Source organism: Actinotalea caeni, from assembly GCF_009733795.1.
GTDB lineage: Bacteria > Actinomycetota > Actinomycetes > Actinomycetales > Beutenbergiaceae > Pseudactinotalea > Pseudactinotalea caeni.
In genome coordinates, this window is record NZ_WNXX01000006.1 from 164,073 (window position 1) to 185,301 (window position 21,229).

General features: G+C 73.8%; 17 protein-coding genes and 1 tRNA gene. 11 read left to right on the forward strand and 7 right to left on the reverse strand.

Features of this window, described 5'->3' with window-relative positions; all coding sequences use genetic code 11:
* The 6 genes from GPA02_RS07655 to GPA02_RS07680 all read left to right on the forward strand — a co-directional run bounded on the left by GPA02_RS07655 (position 1) and on the right by GPA02_RS07680 (position 8,284).
* Positions 1-975 carry an ABC transporter permease gene (locus GPA02_RS07655; protein WP_156199374.1) on the forward strand — a complete coding sequence of 325 codons (975 nt, stop codon included), beginning with the start codon at positions 1-3 and terminating at the stop codon, positions 973-975.
* The gene (locus GPA02_RS07660) at positions 969-1,904 is read left to right on the forward strand and encodes a carbohydrate ABC transporter permease (RefSeq protein ID WP_414635367.1); all 936 of its coding nucleotides are present in this window, start codon (positions 969-971) and stop codon (positions 1,902-1,904) included. Before GPA02_RS07655 ends, GPA02_RS07660 begins: the two co-directional genes overlap by 7 nt.
* A gap of 69 nt (positions 1,905-1,973) precedes the next feature.
* Positions 1,974-3,641, forward strand: coding sequence for an ABC transporter substrate-binding protein (locus tag GPA02_RS07665; protein WP_156199319.1), 1,668 nt, complete (start codon positions 1,974-1,976; stop codon positions 3,639-3,641).
* Between the two features lie 66 nt (positions 3,642-3,707).
* Entirely contained in the window at positions 3,708-4,430 is a 723-nt protein-coding gene (locus GPA02_RS07670; RefSeq protein ID WP_156199320.1) for a YesL family protein, read from the forward strand.
* Positions 4,423-6,555 carry a beta-galactosidase gene (locus GPA02_RS07675; RefSeq protein WP_156199321.1) on the forward strand — a complete coding sequence of 711 codons (2,133 nt, stop codon included), beginning with the start codon at positions 4,423-4,425 and terminating at the stop codon, positions 6,553-6,555. Before GPA02_RS07670 ends, GPA02_RS07675 begins: the two co-directional genes overlap by 8 nt.
* A 10-nt stretch (positions 6,556-6,565) precedes the next feature.
* On the forward strand, positions 6,566-8,284 hold the full coding sequence (locus GPA02_RS07680) for a glycoside hydrolase family 13 protein (RefSeq protein WP_156199322.1): 1,719 nt from the start codon (positions 6,566-6,568) through the stop codon (positions 8,282-8,284).
* 516 nt (positions 8,285-8,800) lie between these two features.
* On the opposite strand, the gene GPA02_RS07685 is transcribed toward GPA02_RS07680, so the two are convergent.
* Positions 8,801-10,024 carry an ROK family transcriptional regulator gene (locus GPA02_RS07685; RefSeq protein ID WP_156199323.1) on the reverse strand — a complete coding sequence of 408 codons (1,224 nt, stop codon included), beginning with the start codon at positions 10,022-10,024 and terminating at the stop codon, positions 8,801-8,803.
* 49 nt (positions 10,025-10,073) lie between these two features.
* On the reverse strand, positions 10,074-10,676 hold the full coding sequence (locus GPA02_RS07690) for a TetR/AcrR family transcriptional regulator (RefSeq protein WP_156199324.1): 603 nt from the start codon (positions 10,674-10,676) through the stop codon (positions 10,074-10,076).
* A gap of 104 nt (positions 10,677-10,780) precedes the next feature.
* Here GPA02_RS07690 and GPA02_RS07695 point away from each other — a divergent pair, with 104 nt between their 5' ends.
* Together GPA02_RS07695 and GPA02_RS07700 are read left to right on the forward strand one after the other, a co-directional pair.
* Positions 10,781-11,518, forward strand: a complete 738-nt coding sequence (locus tag GPA02_RS07695; RefSeq protein WP_156199325.1) for an SDR family oxidoreductase — start codon at positions 10,781-10,783, stop codon at positions 11,516-11,518.
* Positions 11,519-11,543: 25 nt separating this feature from the next.
* Positions 11,544-12,740: a PQQ-dependent sugar dehydrogenase gene (locus tag GPA02_RS07700; RefSeq protein WP_156199326.1), complete on the forward strand. Its 1,197-nt coding sequence runs from the start codon at positions 11,544-11,546 to the stop codon at positions 12,738-12,740.
* Positions 12,741-12,832: 92 nt separating this feature from the next.
* Here the strand turns inward: GPA02_RS07700 and GPA02_RS07705 are convergent.
* From GPA02_RS07705 to GPA02_RS07725, 5 genes are all read right to left on the reverse strand, one after another.
* Positions 12,833-12,905 (reverse strand) — tRNA-Lys (locus GPA02_RS07705).
* A 34-nt stretch (positions 12,906-12,939) separates the two neighbouring features.
* The gene (locus GPA02_RS07710; protein ID WP_156199327.1) at positions 12,940-13,767 is read right to left on the reverse strand and encodes a transglutaminase-like domain-containing protein; all 828 of its coding nucleotides are present in this window, start codon (positions 13,765-13,767) and stop codon (positions 12,940-12,942) included.
* Between the two features lie 40 nt (positions 13,768-13,807).
* On the reverse strand, positions 13,808-15,136 hold the full coding sequence (locus tag GPA02_RS07715; RefSeq protein ID WP_156199328.1) for a D-arabinono-1,4-lactone oxidase: 1,329 nt from the start codon (positions 15,134-15,136) through the stop codon (positions 13,808-13,810).
* 20 nt (positions 15,137-15,156) lie between these two features.
* Complete coding sequence (locus tag GPA02_RS07720; protein WP_156199329.1) at positions 15,157-16,071, reverse strand: serine hydrolase; 915 nt, start codon at positions 16,069-16,071, stop codon at positions 15,157-15,159.
* Positions 16,068-16,967 carry a LysR family transcriptional regulator gene (locus GPA02_RS07725; RefSeq protein ID WP_162457723.1) on the reverse strand — a complete coding sequence of 300 codons (900 nt, stop codon included), beginning with the start codon at positions 16,965-16,967 and terminating at the stop codon, positions 16,068-16,070. The genes GPA02_RS07720 and GPA02_RS07725 overlap by 4 nt, the downstream gene beginning before the upstream one ends.
* An 83-nt stretch (positions 16,968-17,050) precedes the next feature.
* Between GPA02_RS07725 and GPA02_RS07730 the strand changes: the two genes are divergently transcribed.
* The 3 genes from GPA02_RS07730 (at position 17,051) to GPA02_RS07740 (ending at position 21,223) form a co-directional block, all read left to right on the forward strand.
* Positions 17,051-18,982 (forward strand): penicillin-binding transpeptidase domain-containing protein, encoded by a 1,932-nt coding sequence (locus GPA02_RS07730; RefSeq protein ID WP_156199331.1) that lies wholly within the window; start codon positions 17,051-17,053, stop codon positions 18,980-18,982.
* 161 nt (positions 18,983-19,143) lie between these two features.
* Positions 19,144-19,431, forward strand: a complete 288-nt coding sequence (locus GPA02_RS07735) for a hypothetical protein (protein WP_156199332.1) — start codon at positions 19,144-19,146, stop codon at positions 19,429-19,431.
* Between the two features lie 613 nt (positions 19,432-20,044).
* A complete protein-coding gene (locus tag GPA02_RS07740; protein ID WP_156199333.1) occupies positions 20,045-21,223 on the forward strand; it encodes an alanine racemase in 1,179 nt (392 codons plus the stop codon).
* Positions 21,224-21,229 lie beyond the last annotated feature (6 nt).

The window sequence follows — 21,229 nt, forward strand, 5'->3', positions numbered from 1 at the left end:
ATGACGAAGGCTCGCGTGGCGGAGGTGGCGGTCGGCGGCGTCGAGCCGACGCCGGCGTCGCCGCCCGTCCGCACCAACACGTGGCGGCGCGCGCTGCGCCGGGACTGGCGGCTCTACTCCTTCCTCGTCGCCCCGGTGCTGTTCCTGCTGGTCTTCCGGTACCTGCCGATGGCGGGCAACGTAATCGCGTTCCGGCGGTTCCGGCCCGGCAGCTCGATCTTCGGCGACGAGTGGGTGGGCTTCTACTACTTCGAGGCCTTCATCAACAACCAGGCGTTCTGGTCGGTGTTCTGGAACACCGTCATCCTCGGCGCGCTGACGCTGCTCATCTGCTTCCCGCTGCCGATCGTGCTGGCGCTCATGCTCAACGAGCTCCGGTCGCGCCGGTTCAAGCGGGTGGTGCAGACCATCTCGTACCTGCCGCACTTCCTCTCGATCGTCATCGTCGCCGGCATCGTGTTCCAGCTGACCTCGCTCGACGGCACGATCAACCAGATCGTCCGGGCGGCCGGAGGCGACGCGATCCCCTTCATGCAGCTGCCGGAGTGGTTCCGCACCGTCTACGTCTCCTCCGAGGTGTGGCAGACGGTCGGCTGGGGCACGATCCTCTACCTCGCCGCGCTGACCACGATCGACGAGCAGCTGTACGAGGCCGCGCGGATCGACGGCGCCAACCGCTGGCAGCAGACGTGGCACATCACGCTGCCCGGCATCCGCCCGACGATGGTCGTGCTGCTGATCCTCAACATCGGGTCGTTCATGGCGGTCGGCTTCGAGAAGGTGCTGCTGCTGCAGAACCCGCTCATCTACTCGACCGGTGACGTCATCTCGACGTACCTGTACCGCGTCGGCATCCAGTCGGCGCAGTTCTCCTACGGCACCGCGATCGGTCTCTTCGAGGCCGTGATCGGGCTCGTCCTCGTCCTCTCCGCGAACGTCGTCTCGCGCCGACTGGTTGGAGCCTCGCTGTGGTGACCGATCTCGCCAAGACGCCGGACATCGTCGCCGTCCGCACCGCGGGCGGCACGGTCAAGGACAGCACCGGGTACCGGGTCTTCCGTGTCGTCAACGCGACCGTGCTGACCGTCATCTGCCTGGTGACGCTGTACCCGTTCGTCAACCTGGTCGCGAAGTCCTTCTCCTCCGAGGGCCAGATCGCGGCGGGCAACGTCAACCTGATCCCGCGCGGCTTCAACACCACGACCTTCCAGGCCGTGATGAGCGACCCGATGTTCTGGACCAACTACAAGAACACGGTCGTCTACACGGTGGTCGGCACCGTCATCGCGATGGCGATCACCAGCACCTACGCGTACGCGATCAGCCGCCCGTACCTCAAGGGCCGGATGTTCTTCATTGGGATCGCGGTCTTCACGATGTTCTTCGGCGGCGGCCTGATCCCGAACTACATCCTCGTCGCGAACTTCCTCGGCTGGCGCAACTCGATGTGGGCGGTCGTCGTCCCGGGGGCGCTGAGCATCTTCAACCTGCTCGTCATGAAGTCGTTCTTCGAGAACTTCCCGACCGAGCTCGAGGAGGCCGCGACGATCGACGGCCTGACGACGTACGGCGTCTTCGCCCGGATCGTGCTGCCGCTGTCCAAGGCGGTCATCGCGACGATGACGCTGTTCTACGCGGTCGGGCTGTGGAACTCCTGGTTCAGCGCGTTCCTGTACCTGGACGACAAGGACCTGTTCCCGGTCACGGTCTACCTGCGCAACCTCATCGCGGCGGCCACCGGGTCGCAGGAGGTGACCGGCGGCGCGGGCGCCGACGCGGTGCAGATCGGCGCCAACATCCAGGCGGTCACGATGCTGCTCACGGTCCTGCCCATCATCTGCCTCTACCCGTTCCTGCAGAGGTACTTCGTCTCGGGCGTGATGCTCGGCTCGGTCAAGGGCTGACCGTCGCCGCCTGCTGCGCGCCCCATCCAGACGTCGAACGACGGCGTCGACACCAGAAGGAGAGAAACCATGGCACTGACCCGCAGGCGCATGACGGGAGCGGCGGCACTCGCCGCGGCCGCCGTCGTGCTCACGGCATGCTCGTCCGGGGGTGACGGCGGCCAGGGCACCGACGGCCCCGACGGCTCCGCCGAGCCGGCCCTCATCGACGAGAGCCAGATGGTCGGCGCGATGGAGGACTACGACGTCGGCGTCACCTTCCAGGCGACCGAGCCGATCGACTTCTCGCTGCTGTACCGCGATCACCCGAACTACCCGGTGCAGGAGGACTGGTCGGTCTTCCAGCACCTGGAGGAGGACCAGGGCGTCACGTTCGACCTCACGGTCGTGCCGCTGGCGGACTGGGACCAGAAGAAGGCGCTGCTGGTCTCCGCCGGCGACGCGCCGGAGATCATCTCGGTCACCTACCCCGGCCAGGAGACCCAGTTCGTCAGCGGCGGTGCGCTGCTGCCGGTCTCGGACTACTTCGAGTACATGCCGAACTTCACCCAGAAGGTGCAGGACTGGGGGCTCGAGGCCGAGATCGAGACCCTCCGGCAGTCCGACGGCAAGATCTACATGCTGCCGGGCATCCGCGAGGTCCCCGACGTCCAGTACACCGTCGTCATCCGTGAGGACCTGTTCGAGAACGCGGGCATCACCGAGGACCCGGCCACGTGGGACGAGTTCGCCGAGCAGCTGGCCGCCGTCAAGGAGGCCAACCCGGAGCTGAGCTACGCGATGTCGGACCGCTGGACCGACACCACCACGCTCGGCTCGTTCCTCAACGTCATGGCGCCCACGTTCGGCACCAGCGCGGGCTGGGGCTACAGCAACACCTGGTACGACCACGACGCCGGTGAGTTCGTCTTCACCGGCGGGTCCGACGCCTACCGCGACCTGCTCACCTACGCCCACGGTCTCGTCGAGCAGGGTCTGCTCGACCCGGAGGTCACGCAGAGCGACGACCAGGCCGTGCAGAAGTTCGTCTCGGGCGACGCGGCCGCGATCTCCGGCAACACCCAGGTGATCGCCGAGTACCGCACCAAGCTCGCCGACGCCGGCGTGGACGCCCCGATCAGGCTCATCACGATCCCGGACGGGCCGTACGGCAGCTACCTCGCAGGCAGCCAGCTGTCGTCGGGTCTCATGCTGAGCAGCGAGGTGGCCGACAGCCCGAACCTGCTCGCGCTGCTGCAGCTCGTCGACTGGCTCTACTACTCCGACGAGGGCATCGAGTTCGCCCAGTGGGGTGTCGAGGGCGAGACCTACACCCGCGCCGAGGACGGCACGCGCACGCTGCTGGACGACATCGGCTGGAACGCGCTCAACCCCGACGCCGAGCGCAAGCTCAACACCGACTTCGGCTACAGCAACGGCGTGTTCCTGCTGGCCAACGGCTCCTCGCAGGAGCTGCTGCAGTCGGTGATGACCGAGGAGATCGCCACCTGGACCGAGGAGGTGCTCGCGAGCAAGGAGATCATGCCGGTGGCACCCGCGGCCCGGCTCGACGAGATGGAGCTGGAGACGACGTCGCTGCTGGACAGCCAGCTGCGTGACGCCGTGCAGGCCGCCACGGCCGCCTTCATCACCGGGCAGCGTCCGCTGAGCGACTGGGACGCCTACGTCGCGGAGATGGAGGGCCTCGGGGCCACCCAGCTCGTCGACACCTACAACGCGGCGCTGGCCCGCCAGTGACGCCCCGCCGCCGGCCGGGTGCCCCGTGCACCCGGCCGGTGGCCCGCTCCAGGGAGGCACGCGAGGATGACGGCCGTGGCACGCAGCGGTGAGGCACGGGGCGCGACGCCGGTCGGCCAGGTCGGGGAGGTCGGGCGGGGCCCGCTGTCGCGCGGTGCCGCCTGGGTGTACCGGTTCGCGGTCCTCGAGGTGCTCCTGGTGCTCGCGTGCCTGCCCGGCCTCGTGGTCGCGCTGCTGCTGGACCGGCACCCCTCCAACCTGCCGCTCGCGGTGCTCGCGCTCGCGCCGGTCGGGCCAGCCCTGGTTGCCGGTGTCGCGGCGAGCGCCGCGTGGCGGCGCGACGACGACCTGTCGCCCGCCCGGCCGTTCGTGCGGGCGTACCTGCGGGACGTGCGCGCGACGCTGCTGTGGTGGCTGCCGACGGTGCTGCTGCTCGCGGTGCTCACGTTCAACCTCGTGCACCTCGACGCGGTCGACGGCGGCGCCGCGCTGCTGCCCGCCCTGCTGCTGGTGACCGCGGCGGTCGCCGTGTGGTCGGGTCACATGGTCGTGCTGACCGCCTCCTTCCACCTCCGCACCCGCGACGCCGCACGGATCGCGGTGGCCGCGCTGGTGCCCCAGTGGCGCCTGAGCCTCGGCGTGCTGTCGCTGCTGGTCGTCGCGGGCGCGGTGCTGCTGTGGTCGGAGATCGCGCTGCTGCTGCTCGCCTGGGCGTTCGTCGCGCTGCTCGCGGTGATGGCGCGACCGCTCGTGGCCCACGTCACCGAGAGGTACACCCGACATGACTGAGCCGGGCGCCGTCGTCGTGCCGCCGCTGCGCAGCCCCGCTCCGGCGCCGACGCCGGCGCGGCTGCCTCGCCTGGACCACGTCGCCTACGGCGGCGACTACAACCCCGAGCAGTGGCCGAAGGACGTCTGGGACCTCGACCACGAGGCGTTCGACGCCGCCCGCATCACGACCGTGACGCTGGGGGTGTTCGCCTGGTCGCTCACCCAGCCCGCCGAGGACGTCTACGACTTCACGGTGCTCGACGAGATCGTGCAGCGCGCGGCCGACGCGGGTCGCTGGATCTGCCTCGCGACCGGCACCGGCGCGCTGTCGCCGTGGATCGCGCGGGCCTACCCGGAGGTCACCCGCGTCGACTTCCAGGGGCGCAAGCACCGCTACGGCCAGCGGCACAACGCCTGCTGGAGCTCGCCCGCCTTCCGACGCCTCGCCGCCGGCATCGCCGGTAAGGTCGCGGAGCGCTACGGCGACCACCCGAACGTCGTCGCGTGGCACGTCGGCAACGAGTACGGGGGCGACGGCGGCGCCTGCTACTGCGACCTCTGCGCCGCCGAGTTCCGCGCCTGGCTGCGCGAGCGCTACGGCACGCTGGAGGAGCTGAACGAGGCCTGGTGCACGACGTTCTGGTCGCACCGCTTCACCGACTGGGACGAGATCGAGCCGCCCAGCGCGCTCACCGAGCACTGGAAGGACCGCCGCTACACCGCGTTCCAGGGCATCACGCTCGACTACCGGCGGTTCTCGACCGACAACGCGATCCGGCAGTTCGCGGAGGAGAAGGCGGCGATCCGTGCCCACTCGGACCTGCCGGTGACGACCAACCTCATGGGCTTCTTCGAGCCGCTGGACTACCACCGCTGGGCGCCGCACCTGGACTTCGCGTCCTGGGACAACTACCCGCCGCGGTCCGACGAGCCCTGGCGCACCGCGCTCACGCACGACCTGGTGCGCGGCCTCAAGGACGGGGCGCCGTTCTGGCTGATGGAGCAGACCCCGACGGTCACGGCGTCGCGCGACGTCAACCCGGTGCGCCGGCCCGGCGTGATGCGGCTGTGGTCCTGGCAGGCGGTCGCGCACGGCGCGGACTCGGTGCTGTTCTTCCAGATGCGCGCCTCGCGCGGTGCGTGCGAGATGACCCACGGCGCGGTGCTCGACCACTCGGGCCGCCTCGACACGCGGGCGTTCCGCGAGGTCGCCGGCCTCGGCGCCGAGCTGGAGCGGCTCGGCGACCTCGTGCTCGGAGGCCGCACCCCGGCGCGGTGCGCACTGCTGGTCGACTGGGACTCCTGGTGGGCCGTCGAGATGGCCGACGGTCCGAACCGGCTGATCGGCTACGTCCCGACCGTGCTGTCGTGGGGCCGGGCGTTCTGGGAGGCAGGTGCGCAGCTCGACGTCGTGCCGGTGACGGCGGACCTGTCCGGCTACGACGTCGTCGCGGCGCCGCTGCTGCACATGGTCAAGGGCGACCTGCCCGAGCGGCTGCGCGGCGTCGCCGAGCGGGGCGGCACCGTGCTCACCGGCTACCTGTCCGGACGCGTGGACGAGGACGACCGGCGCTTCCTCGCCGACGTGCCCGGGCCGCTCGCGGGGCTGGCGGGCGTGCGGGTCGCCGAGACCGACGCGGCCGAGCCCGCGGTCGGCAACCCGGTCGCGTTCGACGGCGGCCCGGTCGTCGACGGCCGCATGGTCTTCGAGGTGCTCGTGCCCGAGGGGGCGGAGGTGATGGCGCGCTACCGCGCCGACTTCTACGCCGAGGCGCCCGCGGTCACCCGGCACCGGGTGAGGGCTGCGGACGGGGGCGAGGGGCACGTCTGGTACGTCGGCACCCAGCTCGACCAGCCCGGCGTCACCCACGTCGTGCGGCGCGCGCTCGCCCGCCACGGCCTGCTCGGTCCCTACGCGGAGATCGAGGGCCTGGAGCTGGCGACGCGCGAGACGCCGTCGGGCGCCGTCGTCGACTTCCTGCTGCACCACGGGCCCGCGGAGGTCACGGTGCCGCTGCACGCGGCGGGCGAGGACGTGCTCACCGGGCGCCGCTACGCCGTCGGCGACCGTGTGACGCTGCGCCCGACCGACGTGGTCGTGCTGCGTCGCGACGAGCCCACCGAGGTGGCTGTTCCTGGATAGGTTCGGGGACGTGAGCACCGAGCCGTGGTGGCGCCGCGCCGTCGTGTACCAGGTCTACCCGCGCAGCTTCGCCGACTCCGACGGCGACGGCATCGGCGACATCCGCGGCATCCTGCAGCGGCTCGACCACATCGCCGCGCTCGGCGTCGACGCGGTCTGGCTGTCGCCGGTCTACGTCTCTCCGCAGGTCGACAACGGCTACGACATCTCCGACTACCAGGCGATCGACCCGACGTTCGGCACGCTGGCCGACCTCGACGAGCTCATCGAGGCGATGCACGCGCGCGGTCTCCGGCTCGTCATGGACCTCGTCGTCAACCACACCTCCGACCAGCACCCCTGGTTCCAGGAGTCGCGCGACCCGGCGAGCCCCAGGCGCGACTGGTACATCTGGCGGCCGGGGCGACCCGACCCCGACGACCCGGGTGCGACGCTGCCGCCGAACAACTGGTCGTCGGTGTTCCTGGGCTCGGCGTGGGAGCTCGACCCGGTCAGCGGCGAGTACTACCTGCACTCGTTCACCCCGCAGCAGCCCGACCTCAACTGGGCGGAGCCGGCGGTCCGGCAGGCCGTCTACGCGATGATGCGCTGGTGGTTGGACCGCGGGGTCGACGGCTTCCGCATGGACGTCATCAACCTCATCTCCAAGCCCGAGGGGCTGCCCGACGCCGAGCAGGGCAACCAGCTCGAGATGGTCGTCAACGACCCGGGCCTGCACCGCTACCTCGCCGAGATGCGGCGCGAGGTGTTCGACGCCTACCCCGACCGCACGTTCCTCACCGTCGGCGAGATGCTCGCCGTCACGCCCGAGCAGGCGGTGCTGGCGACCGACCCCGCGCGCCGCGAGCTCGACATGGTGTTCCAGTTCGAGCACATGGACGTCGACCACGGCGCGCTCGGCAAGTACGACCCGCAGCCGCTCGACCTGCGTGCGCTCAAGGCGTCGCTCGCGCGGTGGCAGGAGATGCTGGCCGGGCAGGGGTGGAACTCCCTCTACCTCAACAACCACGACCAGCCGCGCGTGGTCTCCCGCTGGGGCGACGACGGCCGCTACTGGCGCGAGTCCGCGACGCTGCTCGGCGGCGTGCTGCACCTGCACCAGGGCACGCCGTTCGTGTACCAGGGCGAGGAGATCGGGATGACGAACTACCCGTTCGCCCGCCCCGAGGACTACCGCGACGTCGAGGCCGCCCGCGCCTACGAGATCGCGACGATGATGGGTCTGCCCGAGGAGCTGATCCTCGGCAGCATGGCGCGGATGAGCCGCGACAACGCGCGCACCCCGATGCAGTGGGACGGCGACGCCGAGGCCGGCTTCACGACCGGGCGGTCGTGGCTGCCGGTGCACCAGAACCACCTGTGGCTCAACGTGGCGGCGCAGCAGGACGACCCGCACTCGGTGCTGTCCTTCTACAAGCGCCTGATCGCGCTGCGGAAGACGGAGGACGTGATCACCACCGGCTCGTTCCGGCTGCTGGAGCCCGACCACGCGCGGCTGTGGGCGTTCGTGCGCGAGTCCGGGGACCAGCGGCTCCTCGTCGTCGCGAACGTCTCGGGCGACCCGTTGCGGCTTCCGGCCGGCGACCCCTTCGCAGCGCTCGACGGCGGCCGGCTGCTGATCGGCAACTACCCGGACGGCGCCGGCGACGCACCCGGCGGGGCCGAGGGCGGCGCGGGTGCCGAGCCGGGCGTGCTGCGCCCGTGGGAGCTGCGCGCCGTCTACGTCTGACGATGGTCGGCGGGAGGGTCCGCGCGCCACACCGTGCCACGCCGGTCGTGGCCGATCCACCGCTCGATCTCGACCGCCAGGCGGGCCGCGCAGCAGCCCCGCCGCCCGGAGGTAGAGCGCCCCGGAGTCGGACCCGGCGAGCACGAGCCCGTCGCCGCCACGTCGCTTCGCCTCCGCGATCCGCCCGGGCAGAGGGTCGTCGGCGTCGCGCTCGATCCAGCCGCCCGCCACCACGAGCACGTCTGCACGCTCGGGCGTCCATCCGACCAGGCCCGCGTAGCGGGTGCCGTAGCAGCCGGTCACCTCGGTCGCGCCGTCGGACGTGACGAGCACCGACTCGACGTCGGCACCGAGGAGCCGGGCGCGGCAGAAGACGTCGTGGGGCAGGGTCGCGTCCATGTCCGCGACGCCGTCGAACATGAGGACCTCGACGCGCATGCCGGGACGATAGGTGGGCGGCGCGGAGCGCACCAGTGCTGGGTCGCCGCGCCCCGACACGGTCGGGCCGGGCGAGGCTCAGCCGCGGCCGACGTCGACGCGGCTCGGCAGGCCGCGCTCGAGAAGGAACGCCTCGAGCGCGAACGTCGCCATGCCCAGCGCGACCATGTTGCCCTCGACCTGCGAGCTCGCCAGCGTGACGACCCGGTAGGAGCCGGGCAGCGCCTGCGCCTCCAGCCGCTCCTGCGTGGCGGGGACCAGCCAGCGCCCGAGCTGCCAGACGGTCCACCCGGTCAGCGTGATGTGCTCGGGGTTGACCATGTTGACGAGGTCGCCGAGCGCCGCGGCGAGGTAGTGCGCGGTGCGGTCGACCAGCTGCTGCAGCGCGGGGTCGTCTCGGCGCAGGCCCTCGGCGACGGCGGCGACGAAGTCGCTCTGCATGTGCTCGGCCACCGCCGGGTGGTCCGGGTCGATCTCGGCGAGCGTCTGCACCATGCCCTCGGCGCCGACGTAGGCCTCGACGCAGCCCTGCCGGCCGCACCGGCATCCTCGGCCGTCGAGCACGAGCATCGTGTGGCCCCACTCGCCGGCGTTGTTGCTGGGTCCGCGCACGATCGCGCCGCCGATCGCCAGCCCGGCGCCGACGCCGGTGCCGAGGTTGACGACGGCGATGCTGCGGCTGACCCGCCCGACGCCGAACCAGAGCTCGGCGATCGCGATCGCCTTGAGCGGGTTGTCGATGCGCACCGGCAGCCGCAGCCGCTCGGTGAGCAGGTCGTGGATGCCGACGTCGTGCCACGACCAGTGGGGAGCGAACACCGACACGCCCGCCTCCGGCTGCACCTGGCCGGGCAGGCTGACGCCGACCCCGATGACGGCGTCGCGGCCCACCCCGGCGGCCGCCAGCGCCTGCTCGACGGCGTCGGCGATGCCCTCGACGACGTACCCGGGCGCGTGGACGTGCTCGTCGAGGGCGACCGAGCGGGTGGCCAGAGCACCGAGCGCGAGGTCGAAGACGGTCGCCTCGACGTAGGTCTCGGCGACGTCGACGCCGACGAGCCGACCGCGGTCGGGGTCGATCGAGAGCCGGGCGTGCGGGCGCCCGACGCCGGTGCTCACGGTCTCGGCGACGCGGACCACGCCCTCGCTGATGAGCTCGCTGGTGAGCGTCGAGACCGTCGCGAGGCTGAGCCCGCTCTCGCGGGCGAGCTCCATGCGGGTGGAGGGGCCCAGCGCGAACAGGGCGTGCAGGACCTCGAACCTGCTCTCGCTGCGGATGTCGCGCGCGGTGCGCCTCGCCATGATCGAATCCCCGTCCAGCCCCTGGGTGGTGTGGGACGTACCGTACGGCTCAGCGCGCCGCGGCGCCGTGCAGGGCCTGGTCGACGAGTCGCGGCACCAGGCTCTCGTCGAACGGCACCCGGAGCACGAGCAGCCGGTGGTAGCAGGCGCCCCAGAGCTGGTCGACGATCACGTCGAGGTCGGCGTCGGGCCGCAGCTCCCCCTGCTCCTGCGCGACCCGCAGCCGCTCGCGCGCGAGCTCGCGGCGCGGGCGGGCGTACTGCTCGGCCCAGGCGCGCGCGACCTCGGGGTCGGTCTGCGCGGCGCCGATGAGCGCCGCGACGGGCTCGGCCGCGGCATCGCGGGTCAGCCAGCGCACGAACGCGGTGAGCTGGGTGACGAGGTCCGCCTCGACGTCGCCGGTGTCGGGGAAGGCGAGCACCGGGGCGCTCTGCGCGAAGTACGCCTCGGCGGCGAGCGCACCGGGGGAGGGCCACCACTTGTACAGCGTGACCTTGCTGGAGCCGGCCTCGCGCGCGACGCGGTCGAACGTGATCGCGGGCAGCCCCTCCTCCAGCAGCAGCCGGCCGGTCGCGGCGAGCACGGAGGCCCGGACCTCGGCCGCGGGGCGGCGACCCCGGCCTCGCCTGACGCCTGCGCGCTCCTGGCTCACGCGATCTCCTCCCGGTGGTGGCTGACGCATCTTGTGAACGCACTGTACATTTCCCGCCGTGAGGATTAATGTACAGATCGTTCACATCTTGGGAGGAGTCCATCATGACGGGCAGCAACGAGCGGGTCGCGATCGTCACCGGCGGCTCGGGCGGCATCGGGCGGGCCAGCGCGCTGCGGCTGGCCGCCGACGGGACGGCGGTCGTCGTCCACTACCGCGGCAACGCGGTACGCGCCGAGGAGGTCGTGCGCGCGATCACCGACGCCGGCGGCCGTGCGCTCGCGGTCGGCGGCGACGTCGCGGACGAGGAGCAGGCGGCGGCGCTGTTCGACACCGCGGAGCGCGAGCTCGGCGGCGTCGACGTGCTCGTGCACACCGCGGGCATCATGCCGCTCGCGCCGATCGCCGACCTCGACCTCGCGGTCTTCGACGAGGTGCAGCGGGTCAACGTCCGCGGCACGGTCGTCGTCGACCAGCTGGCGGCGCGGCGGCTGCGTGCGGGTGGCGCGATCATCAACGTCTCCACGTCGATCACGCGGCTGCAGCCGCCCGGCTATGGCGCGTACGCGGCCTCGAAGGGCGCGGTCGAGGCGCTCACGCTGATCCTCGCGCGCGAGCTCCGGGGCCGCGACGTCACGGTCAACGCGGTCGCCCCTGGCCCGACCGCGACGCCGCTGTTCCTCGACGGCAAGAGCCCCGAGCTGGTCGAGCAGATCGCCAGCGGCAACCCGTTCGGCCGGCTCGGCGAGCCTGCCGACATCGCCGAGATGATCGCGTTCCTCGCCGGCCCCGGCCGCTGGGTGAACGGCCAGACCGTGTTCGTCAACGGCGGCGCGGCGTAGCGTGGCGGTCCGGAGGGTGCCGACGGTGCGAGCGGTCCGAGGTCGTGCGGCCCGACGGCGCGGGGTCGCGACGGCGCTCGCGGTCGCGGCGGTCGTGGCGCTCGCGGCCGGCTGCACCGCGCCGGACGGCGCCCCGCCCGTCACGTCGTCGGAGCAGCCGACCGGCTCGACGACGCCCAGCCCCACGAGCGGAGCGGGCGCGACCGAGCCGGGTCACGCCGTCGCGACGCTGGGCGAGCCCGAGGAGCTGACCACCGGCCTCGAGGCGCCGAGGGGGCTCACGTTCCTGCCGGACGGCTCGGCGCTGGTGTCCGAGCGGCGCACCGCACGCATCCTGCGCGTGCCGGCCGACGGCGGGGACGCCACGGTGGTGGGCGTCGTGCCGGACGTGACGCCGTCGGCCGAGGGCGGGCTGCTCGGGATCGCGGCCTCACCGGGGTTCGCCGAGGACCGCACGGTGTACGCGTACGTCTCCGGCGCGTCCCAGAACCGGGTGGTCGTGCTGACGGTCGCCGACGACCTCGGCTCGCTCGCCGTCGAGCGGGTGCTGCTCGACGGCATCGAGACCGCGGACCGCCACCACGGCGGCCGGCTCGTCCTCGGCCCCGACGGGCACCTGTGGATCGGGACCGGTGACGCGTTCGAGCCGACGAACGCCGCCGTCGAGGACTCGCTCAACGGCAAGGTCCTGCGCATCACGACCGACGGCGAGGTGCCCGCGGACAACCCGGGAGGCTCGCCGATCTTCTCCAGCGGCCACCGCAACGTGCAGGGCATCGCGTTCGGCCCGGACGGCACCGCGTACGCCTCGGAGCTGGGTCACCGCACGTGGGACGAGGTGAACGTGCTGCGACCGGGCGAGGACTACGGGTGGCCGGATACCGAGGGCATCGAGGGCGACACCGGGGTGGCGCCGATCGCGACGCTCCACCCGGACGAGGCGAGCCCGTCGGGCGTCGCGTACGCGGCGGGATCGCTGTGGATCGGTGCGCTGGGCGGCCAGCGGCTGTGGCAGCTGCCGGTCGACGGCGGGGTCGCCACCGCCGACCCGATCGAGCACCTCGTCGGCACCTACGGCCGGATCCGTACCGTCGAGGTCGCCCCCGACGGCGCGCTGTGGCTGGTGACGTCCAACACCGACGGCGCGACCTGGGGCGGCACGAGCCCGGCCGAGGGCGACGACCGGATCCTGCGCGTCGAGGTCGTGCCGCCGGCCGGGTGAGGCAGGTGCGTGGCCGAGGCCCCGTCCGCCGCGCTGGCGACGTCGGCGTTCGGCTCACGGACACGTCCGTGCCGGTGAGCGGCGCTCCACGGTGGGCCCCGTGGGGCTCGAACCCACAACCCACGGATTAAAAGTCCGCTGCTCTACCGATTGAGCTAGAGGCCCGGGGTCAGCGTAGTGACCCTGCCGGGCGCCGCCGTCAGGCGATCTGCACGGGCGAGGTGTGGTCGTCGGCGGGGAGGTCGCCGTCGACGGTGGCGGTGACGGTCTGCGGGCCCATCCGGATGCCGGCGCCGTAGCTGGAGAGGAAGGCGGTGTCGGCGGCGTCGCGGCCGGTCGAGATGCGCAGCAGGCTCGGGCGCGGCGCGAGCCGGGTGCCGTCGACGACGTACCAGCGGCCGTCCACCCACGCCTCGGTGACCGCGTGGAAGTCCATCGGCGACAGTCCCGGCGCGTAGACCGCCACCAGCCGGGCGGGCACGTCGAGCGCGCGCAGCAGCGCCACGGTCAGGTGGGCGTAGTCGCGGCAGACGCCGGCGCCTGCCAGCAGGGTCTCGACGGCGCCGTCGGTCACACGGCTCGAGCCCGGCACGTACCGGAGCCGGCCGTGCACCCAGTCGGCCGCCGCCTGCACCAGGTCGAGGCCGTCGGCGCCGCCGAGCTCGCGGCGCGCGACCGAGAACAGCCGGTCGGACTCCGCGTACCGGCTGGGGCGCAGGTAGATGTCGCGGTCGTCGGGGTTGTCCGGCGCGGTGGTCTCGAGGTCGTCGTCGCTGCCGACCTCGGCGTCGTACCGCAGCCGGATCGTGCGGCCGCCCGGGGTCTCCGGCGGCAGCGTGACGGTGTGGATGACGCCGCCGTGCGCCGTCGGGACCTCCGCAGCCTGGAGCGGGGCGCCGTCGATCGTGAGCGCGAGGGTCTCCTCGACCTGCAGGCCGGGCACGCGCGCGACCGCGAGCTGCATCACGAGGCGGGTCGCCCCGGCGAGCGTGGTGAGCTCCAGCTGGGCGCTGACGGTGCGTCGCATCGGGCGCCTCCTGGTCCTGGGAAGCCTCGATGCTAACCGGTCAGCGACCCAGCACCCGCTCCGTGTAGGCGTTGCCGAACACCCGGTCGGGGTCGACGGCGTCCCGCACCCGGCAGGCGTCGTCGAACCTCGGGTACAGCGCCGCCAGGTCCTCGGCCCGCCGCCGGTGCAGCTTGCCCCAGTGCGGGCGGCCGGCGTGCTCGGTCATGATCGCCTCGACGGCGCGGAAGTACCGCGCGTACGGCAGCCGCCGGGCCTGGTGGACGGCGACGTAGGCGGTGTCGCGGCCGTGCGCCGTCGACAGCCAGACGTCGTCGGCGGCGGCGAACCGGACCTCGACGGGGAACGGGACGTTCTCGCCCGTGCGGCGCAGCCACGCGTCGACCTCCCGCAGCGCCGGCACCACCCGGTCGCGGGGGATCGCGTACTCCATCTCGCGGAACACGACCCGGCGCGGGGAGGTGAAGACCTCGTAGGAGGGCGCGGTGTAGCGGCGCTCGCCGAGCGCGCGCGCCGCGACGCGGTTGATCGTCGGGGTGAACGCGCGGACGCTCGCGCACAGCTCGGTGGTGAGCGTGAGGGCGCCGTTGGAGAGGATCTCGTCGTCGAGCAGGCGCCGCAGCGGGTGCAGCGGCCCGGCGCCGGTGCCCGCGCGGTCGTTGATCTTGGTGAGCGCGACGTCGGTGTAGGGGAACCAGTAGAACTCGACGTGGTCGTGGGCGTCGACCAGCCCGCTGCCGTCGGTCGGCTCGATCGCCTCCAGCACCTCGGCGAGCGGGCGCGGCGCCTCGTGCGCCTCGAGCGTGAAGGCGGGCACGACCCGCAGCGTGACGGCGGTCACCACGCCCGCGGTCCCGAGCCCCAGCCGCGCGAGCTCGAAGACCTCGGGGTGCCGGGTCGCGTCGGCCTCGACGACGTCGCCGGCCGCCGTCACCAGCCGGACGGCGCGCACCTGGGTCGCGAACCCGCCCAGCCGGGCGCCGGTGCCGTGGGTGCCGGTCGAGATCGCGCCCGCGATCGACTGCCGGTCGATGTCACCCATGTTCTCCAGGGCCAGGCCCCGGGCCGCGAGCTCGCGGCACAGCCGGTGCAGCCGGATGCCCGCGCCGACGCGGACCTCCCGCGAGCCGTCCGGGGCCGGTGGCCCCACGTGCTCGACGCCGTCCATCGCGTCGAGGTCCAGCAGCACGCCGTCGGTGACGGCGCAGTCGGTGAAGGAGTGCCCGGCCCCGACGGCGCGCACCCGCGTGCCGCGCGCCGCCGCCCAGCGGACGAGCGCGGCCACCTCCTCGTCGCTCTCCGGCCTCGCCACCAGCTCGGGATCGGCGCTCGCCGTGCGCGCCCAGTTCCGCCACACCACGGGGCACATCCTGGCAGGGGTGACCCGCGCTACGCCCGCAGCACCTCGACGGCCAGCCGCGCGGCGCGCCCGATCGCCCGGTCGACCTCGGGCTGCACCTCGGCGGGCACGCTGGACTCGGTGAGCGCGGCGATCGCGATGCGGTCGCCGGTGCTGGTCTCGACCACGCCGACCTCGTGCCGCGTGTGCAGGAACGTCCCGGTCTTCGAGCGCACGGACACGGTGTCGGAGACCAGCTCGGCGCCGAGCCGGAACCGCAGCAGCGGTGTGCCCAGGAGCTCGCGCACCCGTGCGGTCGCGACCGGCACCGAGACGGCGTCGGTCCAGACGTCGGCCAGCAGCGCGACCAGCGCGCGGGCGGTGCCGACGTTGCCCGAGGACACGTCGAGCACCGGCAGCGTGTGGCCGCCGCCGCTCGTGGTCGCGGCCGCCGCCATCCGCAGGGCGAGCCGCATGTCGTTGTCCGACCAGCGCGCGACGGCGTCGTAGAGCGCCCGCATCGGGTGCCGGACGACGATGTCCTCATACCCCCACGCGTGCAGCCGGCTCGTCACCTCCTCGGGCGGCACGAGCGCGAACAGGGCGTCCGAGGCGGCGTTGTCGCTGAACGCCGTCGCGAGGTAGGCGAGGTCGTCGACGGCGACGCTCGCGGGGTGCCGGAACCGTGCCACACCGGTCGGGCCCGGGGTGCGGCTGTCGACGTCGAGCCGGACCTGGCGGGCGCCGTCGAGCTCGCCGCGCGCGATGTGGTCCTCGACGACGAGCACCTGCGGGAGCTTGACGACCGAGGCCAGCGGGAACGGGCGGTCGACGGCGAAGCCCAGCTCCTCGCCGGTGCCGAGGTCGCGCGCGAGCAGCGCACCGCGCAGCCCCAGCGCCTGCCAGCGGTCGAGCACCTCGTGCGCGACCTGCAGAGCCTCGACCGACCCACCGACGACGCTCATGCGGCCACCTCCGCGACCTCGCCGCCGACGGCGTCGGCGAGCAGGGCGAGCACGGCCGCGCGGTCGTCCCCGACGATCACCGCGCCGGGGTGCTCGGGTGCCACCCGCAGCCGGTAGCCGCGGACGACGTCGAGAGCGAGGTGCCGGAACGGCAGCCCCTGACGCGCGGCCTCGACCTCGGCGCACACGAGCACGTCGCCGCGCTCGTGGACCGCCGTCCACGCCTCGGCGAGCGGCAGCCCGGTGACGACGTGGTCGGCGGCGAGACCCGCGGCGTGCGCGTGCTGGGTGAGCAGGTCGCGCACGTGCGGGACGTCGTCCTCGTCCTGGATGAGCAGCCGCGGCGGGTCGCCGGGCTCGTCCTCGGAGGGGCGCAGCTGCTCGAGGTGGAGCCGCCGGCCTCGCAGCCGGGCGGGCAGGCTCGCGCCGCCGAGCCGCACGCGCACCTGGGCGCGGTCGGGCGCGACCGGCAGCAGCGCCAGCTGCACGACCCCGCGCGCGAGCGCCTCCTCGCGGGCGGCGGGGGCGTCTTCGTGCAGCGCGAGCGAGACCCCGCGCCCGCGCAGCCGCTGCCGCAGCCGGGCCAGCGCCTGCGGGTCGGCGTGGACGGGCAGCGCTGCGCGGACGTCGCTGAGCACCTGCGCGCGGGCGACGTCGAGCAGGTGGTCGGTGCGCACGACGACGTCCCGGGCGTGGGGGAGGACGGCCTGCCCGAGCGTGGTGAGCCGGACGCCGCGCGGCTCCCGGTCGAAGACCGGCCCGCCGAGCTCGCGCTCCAGCGACGCCACCCGTCGGCTCAGCACCGGCTGGGGCGTGGTCGTCGCGGCCGCGGCGCCGGTGAAGCTGCCTTCCTCCGCCACCGCGACGAACGCGCGCAGGCGCATGAGCAGGTCCACGGCCTCAGGGTATGCGATCCGGGTATACCTGCATGACGTAGACGTCTTCGACATCGCGCACGGCAGCGTTCACACTCGCGACCATGAGACGGAGAGCAGCAGCAGGCGCCGCGCTCGTCGGCGTCGTCGCCTCGGCCGGTCTGGTGGCGTGCAGCGGCAGCGGCGCGGCCGGAGGATCGGAGCACGAGCGCGTCGCCCACGAGCTCGCGGAGGCGTTGGAGACGGGCGAGACCACCTACCTGTGGACCGGCGTCGACCTCGCCGAGCACCTGACGAACCTCGTCGACCTGCCGCGGCGGGTGGCGGTGACCGAGGTCGGCGAGCCGCACGTCCTGGCCGACGACGGCCCGCGGGTCGCCGACGTGGAGCTCGAGTGGGCCTGGGACCTCGACGCCGACGGCACCGACGACTGGACCTACGCGACGAGCACGCAGCTCATGGAGGACCAGGACGGCGCCTGGCGGGCGCCCTTCGACGCCGCGGCGCTCGCGCCGGAGCTCGCCGCCGGTGGTGAGCTGCGGCTGGCGCGACCCGCGCCCGAGCGCGGCGACATCCGTGACGGCGGTGGCCGCCCGATCGTCACCGCGCGGCCGGTGCACCGGGTGGGCATCGACAAGACCGCGCTGCCGGAGCCGCTGACCGACGAGCAGCTGCGGGCCGCCGCCGTCGACCTGGCCGAGTTCGTGGGCCTGGACGACCCCGTCGCCTACGCCGACCGGGTGCTGGCGTCGGGGCCGCGGGCGTTCGTCGAGATCATCACGGTGCGCCAGGGGTCGGACGACGTCCAGCTGGACGCGCTCGCGGACATCCCGGGCGCCGTCGCCCTGCCCGGCGAGCTGCCGCTGGCGCCGACCGCCACCTGGGCGCGGCCGCTGCTGGGGCGGGCCGGCGAGGCCACGGCCGAGATCGTCGAGGAGTCCGACGGCGCGGTGCGGCCGAGCGACGTCGTCGGGCTCTCGGGGCTGCAGCGGACCTACGACACCCACCTGCGCGGCGTCCCCGGTCTGGTTGTGACGCACGACCTCGGCGGCGAGAGCACCGTCCTGCTGGAGCGCGAGCCGGAGCCCGGGCAGGACCTGCAGCTGAGCCTGAGCACCGACCTGCAGACGGCGGCCGAGCACGTCCTCGCGGACGTGGCGGCGCCCGCCGGGCTCGTGGCGATCCGACCGTCGACGGGCGAGGTGCTCGCCGTCGGGAACTCGCCCGGCACCGAGGGTTACGACCTGGCGATGCGGGCGACGCTGGCGCCGGGGTCCACGTTCAAGATGGTGACGGCGCTGGCGCTGCTGCGGGCCGGCGTCGGCCCGGGCGACGTCCTGGCGTGCACCGAGTCCGCGACCGTGGCCGGGTACACGATCCGCAACTACCCCGGGTACCCGGCGGCGTACGTCGGCGACATCACGCTGCGGGACGCGATCGCGCAGTCGTGCAACTCCGCGCTCGTGAACGCGCGGAACCGGCTGAGCGCGGCCGATCTCGCGGACGCGGCCGCGAGCCTGGGCCTCGGCCAGCCGCTGCGGGTGGACTGGCCCGCGTTCACGGGCTCGGTGCCGGCCGAGATGACCGAGACCGAGCTGGCCGCGTCGCTGATCGGCCAGGGTGACGTGCTCGCCTCGCCGCTCGCGATGGCGACGGTGGCCGCGACGATCCAGGCGGGCGAGGTGGTGCGGCCGCGGCTGGTCGTGGGGCCGTCGGAGCTGGCCGACGAGGGTGCGCTCGCGAGCGAGACGCCGCCGCACCCGCTGACCGCCGAGGAGGCCGAGACGCTCGCGGAGCTGATGCGGGCGGTCGTCGACACCGGGACGGCACGGCTGCTGCAGGACGTGCCGGGGGAGCCGGTGCACGCGAAGACCGGCTCCGCCGAGGCGGGTGAGGGCGACGAGTACCGGGTCGACTCCTGGATGATCGCCTTCCAGGGCGATCTCGCCGTCGCCGCCCTCGTGCAGGGCGGCGGTCACGGCGCGGGTGCGGCGGGCGAGGTCGTCGAGAGCTTCCTGACGGAGGCCGGGCGGTGACGGCGTCCGACGGTGACGACGGCGGGGCGGCGAGTGGTGAGCCGGGCGCGGCGGCGGGCGGTGCTCGCGACGCGTCGGCGAGCGACGGGCGGGACGGGACCGCGGTTCGCGCGGAACCCGCGCAGCGCGGTTTGGCGGTGCCAGGAGCGAGGGGGAGCGGGGTGCGCACCGCGGCGGCTGGGCTGCTGGTCGTCGCATGGCTGGCTGCCCCGGTGCTGGCCTACGGCGCGATGATCACGGCCACGCCGTTCTTCGGCGAGCTCCCCACCCCGGAGGAGCAGCGTGACGCGTCGGTGCTGGCGCTCGCGGCGGCCGCGCTCGCGTTCGGGGCCCCCGTGCTCGCGTGGACGCTCGCCGGGCGGGGGAGCGCGCTGCGGGTGGTTGCGGCCCTGGAGGTCACGTTGGCGGTCGTCGCGGTGGTCGTCGTCGGGAGCGTGTCGCTGGGGTAGGGCGTCTGGCGGGCCTCGAGGTCACCGGCCGGCCCGGCGCCGACCCCGCCGCGGCACGCCGGGAGGCGGGAGGCAGGCAGGTGGGCGCCGGGCTCGCACCACGCGGCGTCCCGCGCCTCGACCAGGACCCCCGGCCCTCGCACGCGCGCACCGAACCGACCACAACGCCACGAATGCCGGCGCCGACACCGCCTCAGCGTGCAGAAGTGACCGCAGCGGCACGAATGCCACGCGAGCACCCCGCCTGCGCGTGCAGAAGTGACCGCAACGGCACGAATGCCCCGCGACCGCCCCGGTGCACCACGCCTACGGGGCGGCACAGGGAGGCGAGGCCCCGAGGGCATGGCGGCTCACCAACAGAGGCCTCGGGGCCGCGGCTCGGGGCCGGCGGCCCCGACGCCGTCCCCTGCCCCGATGCACGACCGGACCCGACGAAGCACTGCCGCTCCGTGCACGACGGAACCCGTAGACCCTCGCGGGTGAGCCGCAGCGAGGGGGCTTCCGCCGCCGAGTCGGCCACCAGCCACCGACAGCCACCGACTCGACAACGGCCACCCACCCACGTCACACCCACCGCCACACCCCACCCCACCCCTCGGGCGACAATGTCCCGGTGAGCGCACCCGCACCCTGGCGCCGAGCGACGGCGTCGCTCCCGGCGCCGCTGGCCGTCGTCGACCTGGACGCGTTCGAGGCGAATGCGCGCGACCTGCTCGCGCGCGCCCAGGGCACACCGATCCGGGTGGCCTCGAAGTCCCTGCGGGTGCGCGGCCTGCTCGAGCGCGTCCTGGACCAGCCGGGCTTCGCCGGGGTCATGGGGTTCTCCCTCGCCGAGGCGCTGTGGCTGGTCGAGCACGGCGCCACCGACGTCCTCCTCGGCTACCCGACGGTGGACCGCGCCGCCCTCGCCCGCCTCGTCACCGACCCCCGCGCCCGCGCGGCGATCACCCTCATGGTCGACGACGTCGCCCAGGTCGCGCTGATCGAGCGCGCCCTCACGCGCGCCGGCTCCCCCGAGGGCCCACCCGTGCAGGTGTGCCTCGACATCGACGCCGGCTTGCGCCTCGGCCCGCTGCACGTGGGCCCCCGGCGCTCCCCGGTCCGCACCGTCGCCGACGCGCTGGCGCTCGCCCGCGCCTGCGAGCGCACCGGGCGCCTGCGGGTCCGCGGCGTCATGTTCTACGAGGGCCAGGTCGCCGGCGTGAACGAGGCCGGCCCCACCGGCCCCGTCGTGCGCGCCATGAAGGCCGCGAGCCTCGCCCAGCTCCGCCGCCGCCGTTCCGAGGTCGTCGCCGCCCTGACCGACGCGCTCGGCCGCGACCTCCTCGTCAACGGCGGCGGCACCGGCTCGGTCGGCGACACCGTCGCCGACCCCACGATCACCGAGGTCACCGCCGGCAGCGGCCTCTACTGCCCGACGCTCTTCGACCACTACCGGGCGTTCCGCCCCCGCCCCGCCGCCTTCTTCGGCCTCGACGTCGTCCGCAGCCCCGCCCCGGGCATCGCCACCGCCTTCGGCGGCGGCTACGTCGCCTCCGGGCCCACCGGCGCCGACCGCCTCCCGCGCCCGCTCGGCGGCGGCCGCCTCCTCGCGACCGAGGGCGCCGGCGAGGTGCAGACCCCGGTGCGCTTCCGCTCCGGCGCCACGCCCGCCGTCGGCGACCGCGTCTGGTTCCGCCACGCCAAGGCCGGGGAGATGATGGAGCGCTTCGACACCGTCCACCTCGTCCGCGGCGACACGCTCGAGGAGACCCTGCCGACGTATCGTGGGGAGTCCCGCACGTTCGGCTGAGCGCTC